Consider the following 16,240-nt stretch of genomic DNA (forward strand, 5'->3'; position numbering starts at 1 on the left):
GCAAATGGGACAGAAGTCGTTTTGACTTCTGTCCCATTTGCTTTTTTAGAACAAAACACTTAGTTTTCTTCAGCGACTTTTTTCTCCCGCATAGTCAAAACAGCGCTAGCCAAAAGAACAACCACTACAAAAGCAATGATTCCTCCTACTAAAAGACTCGGACCTGCCTCACCTAATTTGCCTAAAAATAGGCCTGGGATTAAATAATCTGTATCCGCAAACGTTGAGGATGCTAACTGTAGATCACCCAAGACTGGTAAAATGAATAACGGTAACCAACTAATTAATAGGCCATTAAATGCAGCCCCTAAAATCGCTCCCCGACGTCCCCCTGTGGAATTTCCAAAAACGCCTGCTGCGGCACCACAGAAAAAGTGCCCGACAACACCTGGTATAATCACGGTGGTATTCAGACCAACCATCGCTAACATTGAAATAGTTCCCACGATAAAGCTCACAAAGAACCCAATCAAGACTGCGTTTGGCGCATAAGGAAAGATAATTGGAACATCAAGTGCTGGTTTAGAATTAGGCACTAATTTTTTAGCAATTCCTTGGAAAGCGGGCACAATTTCTCCTAAAACCATGCGCACACCTTGTAAAACCACAACGAAACCAGCCGTAAAGGTTCCTGCTTGAATTAACGAAAAGATGATCGCATTTTCGCCATTACTTAACTCATGCTCGACATAGCCTGTGCCAGCCAACAAAGCCAAAATCACATAGACGATCGACATCAAAATCATAATTGAGATAGTTGAGTCTCTTAAAAAACCAAAACTTTTAGGAATTTTAATGTCTTCCGTTGACTTTTCTCTATTCCCAAAGACTTTTCCAATAAAGCCACTTGCCGCATAGCCAATATTCCCTGTATGACCCATTGCCACTTTATCATTTCCAGTAATTTGTTTCATAAAGGGCTGACAAAGAGCAGGTGTCACTGTTAATAAGGTTCCTTCAAATAAACCACCTAAAAGAATCATTGGCAAACTAACACTGAAACCGGCCCCCACTAGAATAACGGCTGTCAAACATGAAACATACATCATCGCTTGACCTGTCAAAAAGATATATTTAAAACGTGTAAAACGCGCCAACAGAATATTAACAACCATGCCCACCAACATAATCAGAGCGGTTGGTGTCCCATATTGTTGTAAGGCAATCGCTACAACCGCTTCATTACTAGGCACCACGCCTTGTGTATTTAACGCGGTTTGGAACATCTCGGCAAAAGGCGTTAACGAGTTCGCCAATAGCCCTGCTCCACCAATTAAAACTAAGAAGCCGACGAATGTTTTCAACGTTCCTTGAACAACATCAGAAAATTTCTTTTTCTGTAAAACTAATCCCAACAAAGCAATTAATGAAACCAGAATCGCTGGCTGGCTAACAATTGAAACAAATAAATTCAATAAAGTTTCCATGTTTTTCCTCCTTCTTATTGATGTGCAATGCCATTGTCATCTAAAACTTGCAAGACTTTCTCCTTCGTTTCATCGTAATCAATAATCGCATTTAAAGGAATAATTTTTTCATCAGGAATTGACCCTAAAGCATCTTGCAATGTTTTTTCGACAAAGAAGTAATCAGCCATATCGCCACTGGCACTCCCGACATCCGTGTGATCAATTTGAAAATTATCTGTGTCAACACCAACTTCCTCTAAAATTTGTTGGATATTCATTTGCACCATAAAACTTGTTCCTAAACCACTTTGACAAACTGTAAAAATCTTCATCTTATTTCTCTCCTTCTTGGATAATTGATAATATTTCTGGGACGGTTTCAGCCGCCACTAAGCGATGTAATGATTCTTTTTTTGATAGAATTTTTGTCAGGCTAGATAAGGCCCGTAAATGTGTTTCGTTATCTGAAGCAGCTAAACAGATAAAAAGGTGAATTTCATGCTTAGGGTCTTCTAATAAATCGACACTTTTTTGAATTTTTAGTAATGACATGCCTAACTGATTAACGCCATCTTCTGGTCGCGCATGAGGCAATGCTACGTCTGGACAAATATGGATAAACGGCCCAAACGATTCGACTTTTTGAATCATCGCGTCAATGTACTTTTCCGTGATACTGCCATTTTTTAATAACGGCTTGGCAGCTTCTGTAATTCCTGCTCGCCAGTCTGCAACTTCAGTCAAGACTTGGACTGTTTCTGTTGTTAATAGTTCCGATAACATTGGGCGCAGATCCTCCTCTTTTTCTATAATTTTGTTCATTTTACGATGTAAGACACGATATAACTGCGCTTCTGTGACGCCTTTTTTTAAGGAAATATAAGGTTTTAACGCATCTAAAATATCTTTAACATCTGGCATGGAAATACCTGGCAATAGCCAATCTGATTGGACTTGATGCATCAATTGATTTTTTTCCAAAGAGTTCATAATAGGCTTGGTAAGATAAACTTTTTTGGCTGTTTCAATAGGGACCGTTGAGAAAATAATGTCATAGCTTTTTTCAGATACATTCTCTATTTCCCTCACCGCATTTGTTTCTTTAAATTCAATCATTGGAAATAGGCGACGCAATTCCGATTGCAAAATCAACGAAGAACTGATCCCACTGGGACAAACAATTAGCGCTTTTAGCTTTTCTTGTCGCTGCTCATTTTTTTGGCCGAAAATTTCTCCACCAAATAATATGGTAAAAAACCCGATTTCCTCTGACGGAATGGAACGTTTCGTTAATTTTTCTAAAGGAGCTAACGCTTGTTCACAAAGATTATAAAGCGATCGATATGATTGTCGAATATCTTTAATCAAAACATTCGGTAAGTAAAAGCCATAGTTAATCCGAAAATAAGCTGGAACCAGATGATAATACACATTCATGAGCAATTCACGAGGCTGTTCAAATTGAACGACGGCCAATAATTCCATTTTCCGAATAATTTCACCAGAAATATCTAATAAAAACTCTAACTTCGTATCTCGCAATTCTCCTTGCAAGGCTGTCATTAAACAAATCGTTAAAAAAATACTCTCAGTTTCTACATTCGCCACCGGCCCAACTAAATCACTTAAAAGACGACAACTGACAGGATAAGCGCGTAAGGACTGAATCAACTGGTTCTCAGGCCAAGCAACTGTTTCATATTTACCTAATCTTTTTTGAGAAAAAGCAAGAAAATAACTAATTTCATCCAATCTGCTGGGTACTAGTTGAAGCTGTGCTTCTTGGACGGCTAATTGAATGCCGTCACGCATTTTTGCGTACTGGCTCATTTGATGCTGACTGAGCCAGCAAAATAAAGCGAAGGTGCCCGACTTTTTTTGTAAGAGGCGGGCAAGCCATTTTTTGCCGAAACGACGAATCCGAAATTCATCTCCTTCCAGGTAAAACCCTCGTTTCCGCTCGTAAGATAAAGCAATGTTTTCAGTTGCTAGTTGGTGGCGTACTTTTTTGATATCCGCTAAAATAGTGCCTTTCGAAACGTCTAAAAAATTTTGATAATGATAAACCGATAGTTCTTCGATTTCTGAATAAGTGAGTAAAAAAATGAGTGCTTGTCTTTCTGTTTCGCTATAGATCACTTGACGTTGTTGAAACAGTTGTTTCCCCCATTCATTTGCGGAAAGGCTTGGAATGCTGACGGTATTCTGTTGAACTTTTCCGCCTATTGTCGAAAGTTGCGTCACTAATTCTCGTTGTGAAAGATCGGTTACTTGTTGGGCCAAAGAGAGCGTAATCTTTTGGCCTGCATACTCGTCAAGGAGATAACTTATTTTATAATTCACAGCTGTGTCCTCCTCCTGTAATTATCATATAATGGTAGCGCTTTATTTTCTATCTAAGTTGGGTACAAATGTCTACTGTACTTTTTTGATAAATTGTACCGTTCTTTATTTTAGAGTGAATAAAAACCCGTTGCAAGTTTCTAAAAACTTACAACGGGTTGTCTTTATGTTAATTGTGTTTGTAATGCGATATTCAGCAAGATAGCTATTGCTACCCAGCCACCACAAATTAGCAGAAGTAACCAACTATACATTGATTGTTTTACTAAAGACTGCTTAGGCTTTGCCTGATGAACAAAATTCATGCTACTTACTAAGAACAGTAAAAACAAAGCAAAACAAAGGGCAGCTAAGCCGGCACAAATCCAAATCCACATCGTAATTCCCATCTATCTTCCTCCTTCTACAATTGATTTTATTTGTAAAAACGGCAGCTTATTTTTCTTTTTTCCTTTTTTTATTCAAATAATAGAAACTTATTATTACTATGAGCAGACAGACAACACCGAGACTATAAAGCCACCTACTATTTCGTTCACCTGTCCTTGGTAATGACATCTGAGCAGCAGTTGGATTTATTTTAGCAGTGTTTTTCTCGGTCACCTCTTCTTGGGGTTGTGGCTTTTTTTTATCTTTGTTAGTAATTGGCTGTTCTGTCGACTTAGTGATATCTTCCGTTTCTAGCGGTGTCTTTCCTCCATAGAACATCACACCGATATTCGTTTGCCCTGCTTCTTCCGCAAAACTCTCAGAAGAAGCGTTCAGACTCGCGATGCCGACGGTTAAAAATATTCCTAATATCATTAGAAATGAGCATTTATTTTTCGCTGTCATCATAGCGTGCTCCCTGCCTATTTTTCAAGGCTGCCTGTTTTTCTTGTTGTAAATAGACTTGTTGTTTCAGTGCCGCTTTTTGTTGTGTAAAACGCCAAATAGCTAGAATTAGGCTCACAAACGTTACAACTAACAACCCATAAAAAGCTTGATTCCACCAAGTTGGTAGGACCAATTTCACCACCGCTTCTTTGTTTAATTTTTTGGCTTCTTGACTACTGATGGTAAATTCTTGCTTAAACGGCCAAACTTGTTGTTCATCTTCTTTCAAGACTGCTTTCCCTTCAAAAATATAGGTTCCTGGACGAACATCTTCTTTCCCAAAATCTAAGTTAAAGCTCATCGTTGAATTCGGTGCAAAACGAACACTTGGTAAAATCCGTTTAGCATACTCTTTCGTTTCGCCTTTTTTCGTTACTTTTCCTTCTAAACGTACTTCAGGAAAAATAGCTGACGTTGGATTTTGAATAACCGCTTGAACCGATTTATTTCCTAAAGCGATGGTCGGAACTAACTTTGTTAATTGAAGAGTCTCTGCTAGATACATTGGTGTATCTTCTGACGTTCGTAAAGCAACCGCTACATTAAAGCCATAACGACTAGTTAACCCCGTTGATTTCCCCGTCTCTTCTTTGTTATCTTCTGCGAGCGACGCATAAACGCCACCTAAGACTAAGCCTTGGAAACCTTTCTCTGGAATTTCAATAGTCATTTTAGCTGCCACTGTTTTTCTAGCAGGTACTTTTACTTGTTCTGCAGGTAATTTCATTAATGTTGTCAGTGGTGTTTTTAAGCTTGCATCTGGTTTTTTCTCAATATCATTGTAAACAATTAAACCATTATCATTCGTAACGGCATTTGCCAAATTCAACTCAATCATTAATTCTTCATCGGTTTTATTAATTAATGATAATTCGACTTCTTGTTTCTGTCCTGGTTTTACGATGAGATCGTAATAAGATTGCGTATTTTTTGCCTGATTCTCTGGAATCGTTGGTTTAACTGTAAATTTTGTATTCATGTTGTCATCCGCTTCTTCTGCCTGTGCAACAAAAGGGATGGTTAATGCCATCACACACATAAAAACTGTGACGATTAGCCAGCGCATTCTCTTCATTGTTAGTTCCTCCTATGTATCGAAAAGGAGCCGTGCACCTCTGCGCAGCTCCTTTTCTGGTAATACAGTATTCTCGTTAGTAACTGTTTATGGCGCAGCCACTAATGTCCAAGTTACGTTACCTGTATATGCACCTGTTTTAATTTTTGAACTAGGTGTTGTTACGTTTAATTTCACATTTGATAATTCAGAATCCCATGTACCTTGTCCTTTACCCACGGCAGCTGTAGCGATTGATACGGCTGCTCCACCTACTGGAATACTTGTTCCAGCAAATTCAGGACTGCCTGGATCTGTTGCAAATGCCGCCACATCGCGTGAGTATGTTTTTGCTGTTGTATCGTACTTAGCAACCGCACCTGTTTGCGCAAAAGTAATTGAACCTTCTAACGTCGCTGTGCCGTTTTTCATTTCAGCAACACCTGCTGTAACTGACCAACCTGCTTGTGTCCCACGAACATCCCCAACACCATAGCGTTTTGTTTGCGAACCAGCAGCATCTAACGAAATTGCTGAGAAGTCAGAACCAACTTCAGTAGCTGCAAATTTGAATTCTGTTGGAACATATAACAAATCAAAGTTTGTATTTGGGTTCTCTGGATCTGGATCTGTTGTACTTCCGTCGTTATCATCACCTTTTCCATCTGGTAATGAACCATCTGTGACTGACACGCTCGCTGGCGTTGTACCTGTTGTTGTTGCGTGAGCTGCAGCTGGAGCAATGCTCGCACCTAAAATAGCCGTTCCTGCAAATAAAGTTACCAATGTTTTTTTCTTCATTTAAATCTCTCCTTTTTGTTTTGTCGATTAATGAACTGGATAAAAAAGTAAAAACTTTCCTATCGCGGTAGAACGTACTCTAAGTATAACGAAAAAAAGAGCACTTGTGATTTCAAATTTTAAACACCCTAGACGAAAAAAATGAATTTATTATAATACCAGCGTTTCGATGACTTTTATTAAAATTGAAAACGTTGTTTTCAAAGAAAACCTGACTTTTTTTTGTTATTCGTACTGTAAATATCTAAAAAAATAGCAAGAAAACGTCAAAAAGTAAGTAATCAATACTTATATTTTGACGTTTTCTCGCATTTATTAAATCGAAATTCCTTCAATTTTTTTAAAAAAAATAGTGAAAACTAGAATTATATCGTTTTCATAAACAAAATGTGCCTTTTTTCTTACAAATATCGGCAACCAGTCACTGATTATTCTCTAATCAGCGCTTGTGTTGTACATCTGAAGGAGCCACCCAACATTCTGGAAACATGATAGTCAATCGCTTCCACTTTGATGCCTTTTGCCTCTATTTGAGGAATTAGAGTTGTAAAGGATTGATCCGTTATATACGTTTCTTCGTTAAGCGGCAAACCATTCGTCACTAAATAAGCTGCTTCTTGTAAAGTAACATGGATTTTTTCCCAGTTTGCTAATTGTGCAGGAATCCCATCTAAAAAGGCTTCCTCACAAATGATCATCAAACCCTCTCTCAACAAGCTTAACGCACAATCTAAGTGGAGAATATGTGGATGCAACCGAACCGGCACCACTTCATAACCAAAATGACCAATCATTTTGGCTAACCACTGAATCCCCGCTAAATTACTCGCCAAACCAGAATAGCCTACAAAAATTGTTTTGCCTAAAACTAAAACGTCACCACCTTCAATAAAGGGACCTGCTTCACTTAAAGCACCTTCAGAAGTGTCAGGTTGTGGCGCAGCAAAATAATAGCCTTCTGCTTCTTGCACCCATTGCTGAATAATCGGACGAATCGGTAAAATTTCTTGTCGGCGGTGTTGGAATCGTAAGTTTCCTTCTATTAAGAGATTGCCAATTGTAAAAAAGGGATCTCGGGAAAAGAAGTTACTGTACCCTACGCCTAATTCTTTGCCATGTTCTTTTTCATAGTTTGTCAATAAGCGTGGTCGAAAGACTTCTACGCCATAAGATTCTAATAATCCTTGCATAACTTCTTTTTCTTTTTCCCAACGCACTTGATGTTCGGGCGCAAAGTCTGCCAAATCACGTCCTTCGTTATTCTCTGTTAAACGGGCATTTTCCTCTGTTAAAAAAGATGTATCTATTTTATTGCCTCGACTTGGCAAACAAAATTGCGATTGTGCTAATACAACTGAACGTAATGGTGCAAACTCACTTTCCACATGCATTTTTTTCATTATTTTAACCTCACTTTTATACATTTAACTTAATTATAGCAGAGATATAACAGAGACGAAATTTTATGCCCAAAACAAAAAAACAGAACGAGTAGCAATTCTGTTTTTTTGTTTTTTTGTTTTTTTATTTAACGATGCCTTTATCTTTAATCTCGGCTTTTTGCCCTGTGCCATCTACTAAGCCAAAAATAATCTTTGCTTGATCCGTATTATCAATTTGTCCTGAAAAAGCTTCTGCTTGTGGCCCATAAGCATAGACATTTACATCTTCCCCTGTGTGTCCACCAGTAGTCCAACCAGTATTCGAACGTTCATCAAAAATCTTTCTTAATGCCTGAGCGATTTTTTCAACATCTTTTGACTCCGCCGCTGTTTTCACTGCTTTCAATTCAGCCTCACTTAATTGAAAATCAATATACTCAGTCACTATTTTTTCTACATTACCATTTTTAACAATTTCTTCTGCCATAAAATCAGGCGTGCGTTTCGCCGAATGTAAAGGTTCCGTCAACCAATTGTATTGATCTCCTTTACCTAAAGACAAGCCACCAGTAGAATGATCTGCGGTTGTAACCACCAATGTTTCACCATCTTTTTTGGCAAAATCGATAGCCTTTTCAAACGCCGCTTCGAAGTCTTGCATTTCGCTCATCGCGCCAACAATATCATTGCTATGCCCGGCCCAATCAATTTGACTACCTTCAACCATCAAAAAGAAGCCTTTTTCATTTTTATCTAAACGTTGAAGAGCCGCTTCTGTCATATCAGCTAACGAAGGAACTTCCTCCGTTCGGTCTATCATTTTAGGTAGCCCACCTGGTGCAAATAAGCCTAAAATTTTGTCGTCTTGGTTCTCATGTAACGACTTTTTGTCTGTGACATGACCATAACCCGCTTGGGAAAATTCTTTGACTAAATCACGATCTTTCCGTGCAAATAATTCAGAGCCGCCGCCAAGTAACACATCGACTTTGTGTTGTCCGTCGATTTGATCATCAAAATAGTCATCGGCGATTTCTGCCATGTTTTTGCGGGAAACATTATGCGCGCCATATGCAGCAGGGGTTGCATGTGTTATTTCTGATGTTGCTACAAGTCCCGTTGATTTACCCACTTTTTTCGCACGTTCGAGCACGGTTTCTGTTTTGGACTTGTCATTATCGAGTGCAATAGCATTATTGTAGGTTTTCACTCCCGCAGCCATCGCTGTCGCTGCGGAAGCTGAATCGGTGACATTCTCTTCTTCATCTTCTGGATAAGTGGCTTGTTGTCCAACTAAATAGGTATCAAAAGCTGTTTGGGGAACACGCTTGTCTGAGTGATTGGCTTTGAAATATCGATAGCCTGTTGTATACGGATTCCCCATGCCATCTCCAATCATAAAAATAACATTTTTCACTGTTGCTTTTTCGGATTCAGTTGCCTTTGCTTCAGCAACCTCTGTTTGTTTTTCACCGTTTTTCTGTTCAGATAAATTTGTACAACCCGCTAATGTTGTGAATGTTAATAAGGTAATCCCTAGCAAAGCTCTTTTCTTCATTTCCTTGTTTCCTCCTTCATATCTACCCATACATTGACTATAACAAGTCTTAGTTGATTTCTGATAAATAACAAGTAAACAAAGTGTTAAGTTGTTGTATTGCTTCTGTTAAGTCCCTTATTTGTCACGTCTTGCAGCTCTTTTTTCGGCCTCTTTGCGTAATTGTTTCTGCGCTTTTTTTGAGCCGCGTTCAATATCTTTGAGTTTCTTTCGTTCATGGAAATCTGTAAATAAACTTTCTAAATCATAGTCTTGCGGATATAGATCTTGTGCTTTCGCTTGTAATTTCAACCGTCTTCGTGGTACATTTTCAATTTTATCATTCACAAATACTTGGATTTCTTGCTCACCCTCATCTGTAAAAACCAACCCAATTTGTTGTGTTTCTGTCAATAGGACGCGATCACCTTTTTGATAACGATCTGTTTCTTCTACAAATGTAGCAAAGGTCGTTTTTTTTGCTTTCAGGGGTTTAAATAGAATTCGATTAGTAGGGTATTCTTTCCGCTGAATATAATGAGCCGCCTTTTCAATGAGTTGTGGCTCCATCTTCATTTTACGTGCGATCCAAAGCGCCTGGCTATCGCCAACTTCACCAATTTTCAATTGATATTTTGGCGTTAATGTTTCACGATCGAAGGCCATTGCGGCTGGCACAAAATCGTCATGCTCTTGGGCAAAACGTTTTATTTCACCATAATGGGTCGTCGCAACCACCAAGGCGCCCTTTTGATACATCATTTCCATGATAGCAATCGCTAAGCCAGCTCCTTCGTTCGGCTCGGTGCCACTGCCAATTTCATCTAATAAAACAAGCGTGTGTCGGTTAACATTATGCAACATTTCCGCAATATTTTTCATGTGTCCAGAAAAAGTGCTTAACGCATTTTCCAGATTTTGCTGATCACCAATATCGACAAAAATTTCATCTAATACTGGAATCTCTGTGCCAACTTGTGCTGGAATTTGCAACCCAAATTGTGTCATGACAGTCAATAAGCCAACTGTTTTCAAGACAACCGTTTTACCACCAGCATTGGCGCCTGTAATGACAAGTCCTCGATAATCTGCTCCTAAAGAAAAGGTCAATGGTACTGCGTGTTCTAATAAAAGAGGATGTTTTCCTTGAACAATGCGCAAGCGTTCTTCTTTGTTGACTTTTGGCGTGATCCCACCAATTTCGCGACTATACTTTCCTCGTGCAAAAATAATATCTAAGGTTGTCATTGTATCGACGGCTTGATCAACAAGTCGTTCTTGCTCATTGATTAACCCGGTTAGTTCTGCCAAAATTTGATATTCTTCCGCTGTTTCTTCCGCTTTTAAGAGTGTCAATTGTTCATTTAATTTACTAATTGCTACAGGTTCAATAAAGACCGTTTGTCCTTTATTGGATTGCTCAATGATTGTGCCTGAAACCTTATTTTTATAGCTAGCTTTGATTGGTACCGTGTAATGTTCCCCTTTTTTCACCATCATATTTTCTTGAATATACAGTTGATTATTTTTATTGCGTAAAAATTTGGTGACTTTTGTTTCAATGTCTTGTTGGCATTCATTGATTTGACGCCGAATTTTTCGAAGTTGACGGGAAGCATCGGTAGCGACTTTTTGGTTATGGATTTTCGTATAAATTTGTTCTTCAATCGCTCTGAAATCAGCTAAGTGCTGACTGTAACTAAATAAACGCGGCGTTTGGTATTGATTTTTTTCAAAAAACTTCTGGATTCGCTGACTACTTCTTAAAAAGTCAGCCACCTCAATCAATTCGTTGGGTGTAAGAATTAAGCCTTTTTTCACTTGTTGAAGTAAGCGGGTAATTTGACTCAAGCCCATGAAAGGGACGTGTTGTCCGCTATCAATAATTAAGCGGGCCTCAGTTGTTTCCGTTAAGCGGGACTGCACTGTTTCTAAACGTGTCGCAGGGACCATTTTCGCCAACCGTTCTTTACTATACTCGCCAATCGCACGTGTTTGAACTTCTTTAAGAATTGTTGTAAATTGTAATTTTTGCATAGTTTCATGATTCATTTGTTTTTTCTTCCTTTCTATCGCGAAAAGAATACCTGGCGCCTTTAAATAAAAACCAGTTTCTACAAAAAAAAGAGGACAGCGTTCTACCGCTGTCCTCTTTATCATTGGATAAAGGTTACTAAAGAAACCTCTTTTAAATGAGGTATTTAGTAATTGAGATGACTGACAGGTATCACTTTCTAAGCACACCAAATAAACCTTGCTTGGTTCACTGGTTATTCAACTTATCAATTAGATACCTACGACACTCACCAAAATACCCCACATTCATTTGTTGGTTTTTATTTATTCTCCACTTGAGAGTAGCAAATCTGGCGGAGAAAGTCAAATAAAGGTTGGTCCTTTACTTATTCAATGTGTTTTTCATCATGGTTAGTAACGTTTTCACGTCTTCTGTTCTAGTGTCCCCTGTTTCTTGATCGATAATTGAGCTGTAGACATGGGGAATGATTTTTTTGACACCGGCATCCACCGCAATTTGAACAATTTCTTCAAAGTTTTCTAAATCAATGCCCCCTGTTGGTTCTAAATAAAAGTCATACTTGGCACAAGCTGCTGCTACTGCTTGGTATTCTTCTTTGTGAGTCAAGCCTTTCATTGGAAAATATTTAATGGAACTGCCTCCCATGTCTTTCAACAATTTGATGGCGGTTTCGATAGGCACTTCCGCCGCTGGCGCACCAGAGCTTAACGGACCTGTCGCAATGTTGACATAGCCAACTTTTCCTGTGGGTGATACCAAGCCATTAATCACTGTTTCGTCTTGACGAAGTAAGGCCCGCGAAGCGCCGACACCTGTGAAGACTTGGTTCACGTGTTGCGGTTGTAGGACTTCTGATAAGCGAGCTACCATTTGACTTTGATTGGGATCACCAGCTCCTAAGCCGACAGATAAAGCGTTGTTGGTTGCTGCTTGGTATTTTTTCATGTCGTCAATGGCTGCTTCATCGGTTTCATAGTTTTTTGACAGGACGCCTAACACAACATGCCCTTCTGCTGCTTCATAACAGGCTTGAGCATTTTCTACTGAATTGGCTAAGACATTTAAACAAATGCGTTCTTCTAAATAATTAGGTTTTAATGACATGACTTATTTCTCCTTTGAGTCCATAATTTCTTGTAATCGTTGCACGATTTTGTTCATTTCTTCTTGATTGACAGAACGAATGTCAAATTCAATAATGCCATTGTTGGCTTGATATTCTCGCGTATAAATGGCCGGACTTTCTGCTTTTAACGCTTGGATGACTTCCTTGGCGGTTTTTCTGCCGTCCACTTTGACACTGGCGCGATAAATGTCTCGTCCAGCGCCATCTTGGACGATTTTAGCGGTTAAATCTGACAGATTGTTGATGGCTTCAACAAACGGTTTTAAGCGTTCTTGCATCGAAGCCCCTGATTCACTGCCATGCGCCAAGTATTCTTCCACTGCTTGCGTAAAGCCCAGAATATTATCTTTACCAATTTTCATTGCTCGACCAATGCCTTTGCCTTGGAGGCGCACCCAGTCCATGTATTCTTTTTTCCCGACCACTAAACCAGCACTTGGCCCTTCAATGGCTTTGGCGCCGCTGTAAATCACCAAATCAGCGCCTGCTTCAGTGTATTTGAAAAGATCTTCTTCTGCTGCCGCGTCAACAATCAGCGGCACCTTGTGGCGTTGCGCCACTTTGGCCGCTTCGGCCACCGTCAGCATACTTTTTTGCACGGTATGATGGCTTTTGATGTATAGAATGGCCGCTGTTTTTTCGGAAATCATCATTTCTACGTGTTCTGGACTGCACATGTTGGCGTAGCCAGCTTCCACCACTTGGCCGCCGCCTTGCGCTACCATGACTTCTACAGGCGTGCCGTAGTCCACGTTGTGCCCTTTAGGTAAAACAATCTCTCGCTGTTCAATTTTTTCTGTATAGGGATGATACGCGTGGTACAAGCTGCCTTTTCCAATCAAGGCAGCCACCGATTGGGCAATCCCCGCCGAAGCCGAGGAAACGATTTGGGCATCTGCTACCTTCAACAAGTTGGCTAAAAAGGCCCCTGTTTGCACACTAAGTTCACTCATTTCAAAGAAATGTTCGCCGCCGAATCGTTGAGCCGCGAGGACTGCCTCCGAAACTTTGGAGACACCTAGAATGGTCATTTTCCCAGAAGCATTGATAACTTCTTTTAAGTGAAATTTTTCGTAACTATTCATTATTTTCTCCTTTATAACAAACCAAAGAATGAAGTGACCAAACTAACTAAGACAATCGTGCCGATAATGATACCGTAACGTGGGCCTTTTTTTACCATGAAGAAATAAATAGCCATGACGGCTGCTAAAGGAAGTAACCCTTTCATAATTTGATCTAGGATATCTTGTAAAACAATTGTGGCACCGCCAGTAACTTTAAACGTCATCGGACTAGCAATTTTAACATAACTCGCACTTAAAGCACCCATCATCATCATTCCTAAAACATTCGCTGAATAAATGACTTGCTTAATTTTGCCGTCTTTTAACAAACTTAAGATTGAATTACGCCCTAGTGTATAGGACTTATTCACTAACGTCCAACTGATGTATAACGTAATGGCTGTGTAGAGAACCAACGGACCGATACTTCCAATCACGTTACCTCCTTTAGCCATTGGAATAAAAATGGAAATGATTAACGGCATTAATGCTGCCCAAATAATTGAATCGCCAATCCCAGCCAGCGGACCCATCAGCCCAGTTTTAATCGATGTGATCGCCGTATCAGAGATCGCTGCGCCATTGGATTTTTCTTCCTCCATAGCAATTGCAATCCCTTGAATGGAAGCCCCTACTGTTCCTTCAGTATTAAAAAAATTCAAATGACGTTTTAGAGCTTCTCTTTGTTGTTCTTCATCGTCTGCGTAAAGTTTTTTAATTGCAGGAATCATCGATGCACAAAAAACTAAACTTTGAAGACGTTCATAAGAATTTGATAATTCACAGCCTAGTTGATAAATCCAAAAGGCTTTGGATAATTCTTTTTTGGTAATTTTTTTCTGTTCCAATTGTTGTTCATTTGCTTGTGTCATTTGTTCCATTACGCTGCCTCCTCACTCAATGCCTTGTTTCTAACTAAAAAGGCAATACAGATTCCTAAAATAGCGACGGCCATAACTTCTGCGCCAAAATATACTACTGCAACAAAACCAATTAAAAAATAAGGAATCAAATTTTTCTTGCCAATTACCATAATTGTTAAGGCGAATCCTAACGCTGGTAAAATACCACCCATTACTTCAAAGCCATGCATCAGCCAGGCTGGGATAACTTCTAAGACTTTATTCACCACAGATTGACCAAAAAAGTTCGCCGCAAAAACCAACGGAAAGCGAATTAAAAATCCCGCTAAAGCTGGATAAACAAACGCAGCTCGGTAAATCCCCCCATAATTTAACTCTTCCGCATATTTATCAGCCATATGCACCCAAGTCGCATTGATAGTCCGTCGTAATTGATCCATAAAGACGCCTAACACACCGAAAGGAACAGCTAGTGCAACAGCCGCCTCGGCGTTCATTCCCACACCTAAAGCAATTGGAATCGCAATTGCTGAAGCTAAAGCCGGATCACTAGGCACATTGCCGCCCGGTGTGGAGGTGACTCCTAGATAAACAAGTTGAATCCCCGCCCCCACAACCATTGCTTCACTAAGTTTTCCTGTTGCTAAACCAGCCACCAACGCTGCGCCTAATGGCTGAGACAGCATGCCTGAAAATGTGTACCCAAAACGCAAACGTGCAAACCAATAATAAAGTCCCATAATAATTGAAACACCTAAAACGCCCATTTGATTCTCTCCTTTTTCTCTGATTATAGTGATTGATATTTTTCAATTAATTTTTGAATTGGTAGGGGATTTTCTTCGGGAATCGCTTGGAAGAAAACATGGATGCCCTTCGTTAAAAGTTCAGTTAAAATTGCAACATCTTCTTCAGATAAATTGATATTTTTTAAGACATTTTTCCGATTAGGTCCACCACCTAAGCCACCAACTTGAATCTCCTCTTGAATAATTTCTTGGTCCACCATCGCTTTTAAAGTCGTTAAATCTGGCACTAAAAATAACACCTTTTTCTCTTCCTTTTCTTGCGATTCCCAATATTCTTTGGCACTTTCAATCCCTTTAATTACTACAGAAACCCCTGGAGGCGCCGCCATTAAATAAATACTTTGTAAAAACTCATCTTGCTCTAGTTCATCACTCACTACCAAAATTTCATTTGCACCTGATTGTTGTAACCACTTAGTCACTACTTGTCCATGGATTAAACGGCTATCGACTCTTGTTAATACGATTTTTGACATTCTGTTCACCTGTACTTTCTTATTTTGGAATTTCTAAAATTTGACAACTGTCTACTGCTGCTTGTTGAATCATTTCTGCGTCTTGTAAACGAAATCCAGGACCACTTTGTTTCATGACGGATTCTAATAATAACGATGTGCATAGTCCTGACACGATCAGGAGATCATAATCTTTTGATAAACGTAATGCAACATTACTAGGTGTGCCACCTTTAACATCTGTTAAAATTAGCAACTGGTTGTGCCACGTTAATTGGTCTATTTTTTCTGTGACCCGTTCTAAATAATCCCCCAACGAATCCTCTGCTTGTAATGCTACTTCATGTACATTTGTGACTTCTCCAACGATCATCTGGACGCTTTTGACTAATTCCAAGCCCCAACCATTGTGTGTTAAAAGTAAAATTGGTTCATTTTCCATAAACAAACTCCTTTGCTAATTAATCATTTTATTAAAAG

Annotated in this window: 16 protein-coding genes; all 16 read right to left on the minus strand. The window is 39.3% G+C overall.

Annotated elements, in window-relative coordinates:
• Positions 1-59: 59 nt before the first annotated feature.
• Entirely contained in the window at positions 60-1,427 is a 1,368-nt protein-coding gene (locus tag IGL49_RS10530; protein ID WP_104854142.1) for a PTS ascorbate transporter subunit IIC, read from the minus strand.
• A gap of 14 nt (positions 1,428-1,441) precedes the next feature.
• The gene (locus tag IGL49_RS10535; RefSeq protein ID WP_104854141.1) at positions 1,442-1,741 is read right to left on the minus strand and encodes a PTS sugar transporter subunit IIB; all 300 of its coding nucleotides are present in this window, start codon (positions 1,739-1,741) and stop codon (positions 1,442-1,444) included.
• A gap of 1 nt (position 1,742) precedes the next feature.
• Complete coding sequence (locus tag IGL49_RS10540) at positions 1,743-3,752, minus strand: BglG family transcription antiterminator (RefSeq protein ID WP_104854140.1); 2,010 nt, start codon at positions 3,750-3,752, stop codon at positions 1,743-1,745.
• Between the two features lie 164 nt (positions 3,753-3,916).
• A complete protein-coding gene (locus IGL49_RS10545; RefSeq protein ID WP_104854139.1) occupies positions 3,917-4,141 on the minus strand; it encodes a hypothetical protein in 225 nt (74 codons plus the stop codon).
• Positions 4,142-4,187: 46 nt separating this feature from the next.
• Positions 4,188-4,589 carry an LPXTG cell wall anchor domain-containing protein gene (locus IGL49_RS10550; RefSeq protein WP_104854138.1) on the minus strand — a complete coding sequence of 134 codons (402 nt, stop codon included), beginning with the start codon at positions 4,587-4,589 and terminating at the stop codon, positions 4,188-4,190.
• Positions 4,570-5,703 carry a DUF916 and DUF3324 domain-containing protein gene (locus tag IGL49_RS10555; RefSeq protein WP_104854137.1) on the minus strand — a complete coding sequence of 378 codons (1,134 nt, stop codon included), beginning with the start codon at positions 5,701-5,703 and terminating at the stop codon, positions 4,570-4,572. Before IGL49_RS10555 ends, IGL49_RS10550 begins: the two co-directional genes overlap by 20 nt.
• Positions 5,704-5,790: 87 nt before the next feature.
• A complete protein-coding gene (locus IGL49_RS10560; RefSeq protein ID WP_104854136.1) occupies positions 5,791-6,483 on the minus strand; it encodes a WxL domain-containing protein in 693 nt (230 codons plus the stop codon).
• Positions 6,484-6,911: 428 nt separating this feature from the next.
• Positions 6,912-7,883 carry a dimethylarginine dimethylaminohydrolase family protein gene (locus tag IGL49_RS10565; protein WP_104854135.1) on the minus strand — a complete coding sequence of 324 codons (972 nt, stop codon included), beginning with the start codon at positions 7,881-7,883 and terminating at the stop codon, positions 6,912-6,914.
• Between the two features lie 124 nt (positions 7,884-8,007).
• On the minus strand, positions 8,008-9,453 hold the full coding sequence (locus IGL49_RS10570; protein ID WP_162782545.1) for an alkaline phosphatase: 1,446 nt from the start codon (positions 9,451-9,453) through the stop codon (positions 8,008-8,010).
• An 87-nt stretch (positions 9,454-9,540) separates the two neighbouring features.
• Complete coding sequence (locus IGL49_RS10575; protein WP_425268200.1) at positions 9,541-11,454, minus strand: endonuclease MutS2; 1,914 nt, start codon at positions 11,452-11,454, stop codon at positions 9,541-9,543.
• A 346-nt stretch (positions 11,455-11,800) separates the two neighbouring features.
• Positions 11,801-12,544 (minus strand): 2-dehydro-3-deoxy-phosphogluconate aldolase, encoded by a 744-nt coding sequence (gene dagF / locus IGL49_RS10580; protein WP_104854132.1) that lies wholly within the window; start codon positions 12,542-12,544, stop codon positions 11,801-11,803.
• A 3-nt stretch (positions 12,545-12,547) separates the two neighbouring features.
• Positions 12,548-13,651 carry a DgaE family pyridoxal phosphate-dependent ammonia lyase gene (locus IGL49_RS10585; RefSeq protein ID WP_104854131.1) on the minus strand — a complete coding sequence of 368 codons (1,104 nt, stop codon included), beginning with the start codon at positions 13,649-13,651 and terminating at the stop codon, positions 12,548-12,550.
• 11 nt (positions 13,652-13,662) lie between these two features.
• Entirely contained in the window at positions 13,663-14,514 is an 852-nt protein-coding gene (locus tag IGL49_RS10590; protein WP_002359140.1) for a PTS system mannose/fructose/sorbose family transporter subunit IID, read from the minus strand.
• Positions 14,514-15,263 (minus strand): PTS mannose/fructose/sorbose/N-acetylgalactosamine transporter subunit IIC, encoded by a 750-nt coding sequence (locus IGL49_RS10595; RefSeq protein WP_002355079.1) that lies wholly within the window; start codon positions 15,261-15,263, stop codon positions 14,514-14,516. The genes IGL49_RS10590 and IGL49_RS10595 overlap by 1 nt, the downstream gene beginning before the upstream one ends.
• A gap of 23 nt (positions 15,264-15,286) precedes the next feature.
• Positions 15,287-15,781, minus strand: a complete 495-nt coding sequence (locus IGL49_RS10600) for a PTS system mannose/fructose/N-acetylgalactosamine-transporter subunit IIB (protein ID WP_104854130.1) — start codon at positions 15,779-15,781, stop codon at positions 15,287-15,289.
• A 19-nt stretch (positions 15,782-15,800) separates the two neighbouring features.
• On the minus strand, positions 15,801-16,202 hold the full coding sequence (locus tag IGL49_RS10605; protein WP_002365282.1) for a PTS sugar transporter subunit IIA: 402 nt from the start codon (positions 16,200-16,202) through the stop codon (positions 15,801-15,803).
• Positions 16,203-16,240 lie beyond the last annotated feature (38 nt).

The organism is Enterococcus sp. DIV1337a, from assembly GCF_051712285.1.
GTDB lineage: Bacteria > Bacillota > Bacilli > Lactobacillales > Enterococcaceae > Enterococcus > Enterococcus faecalis.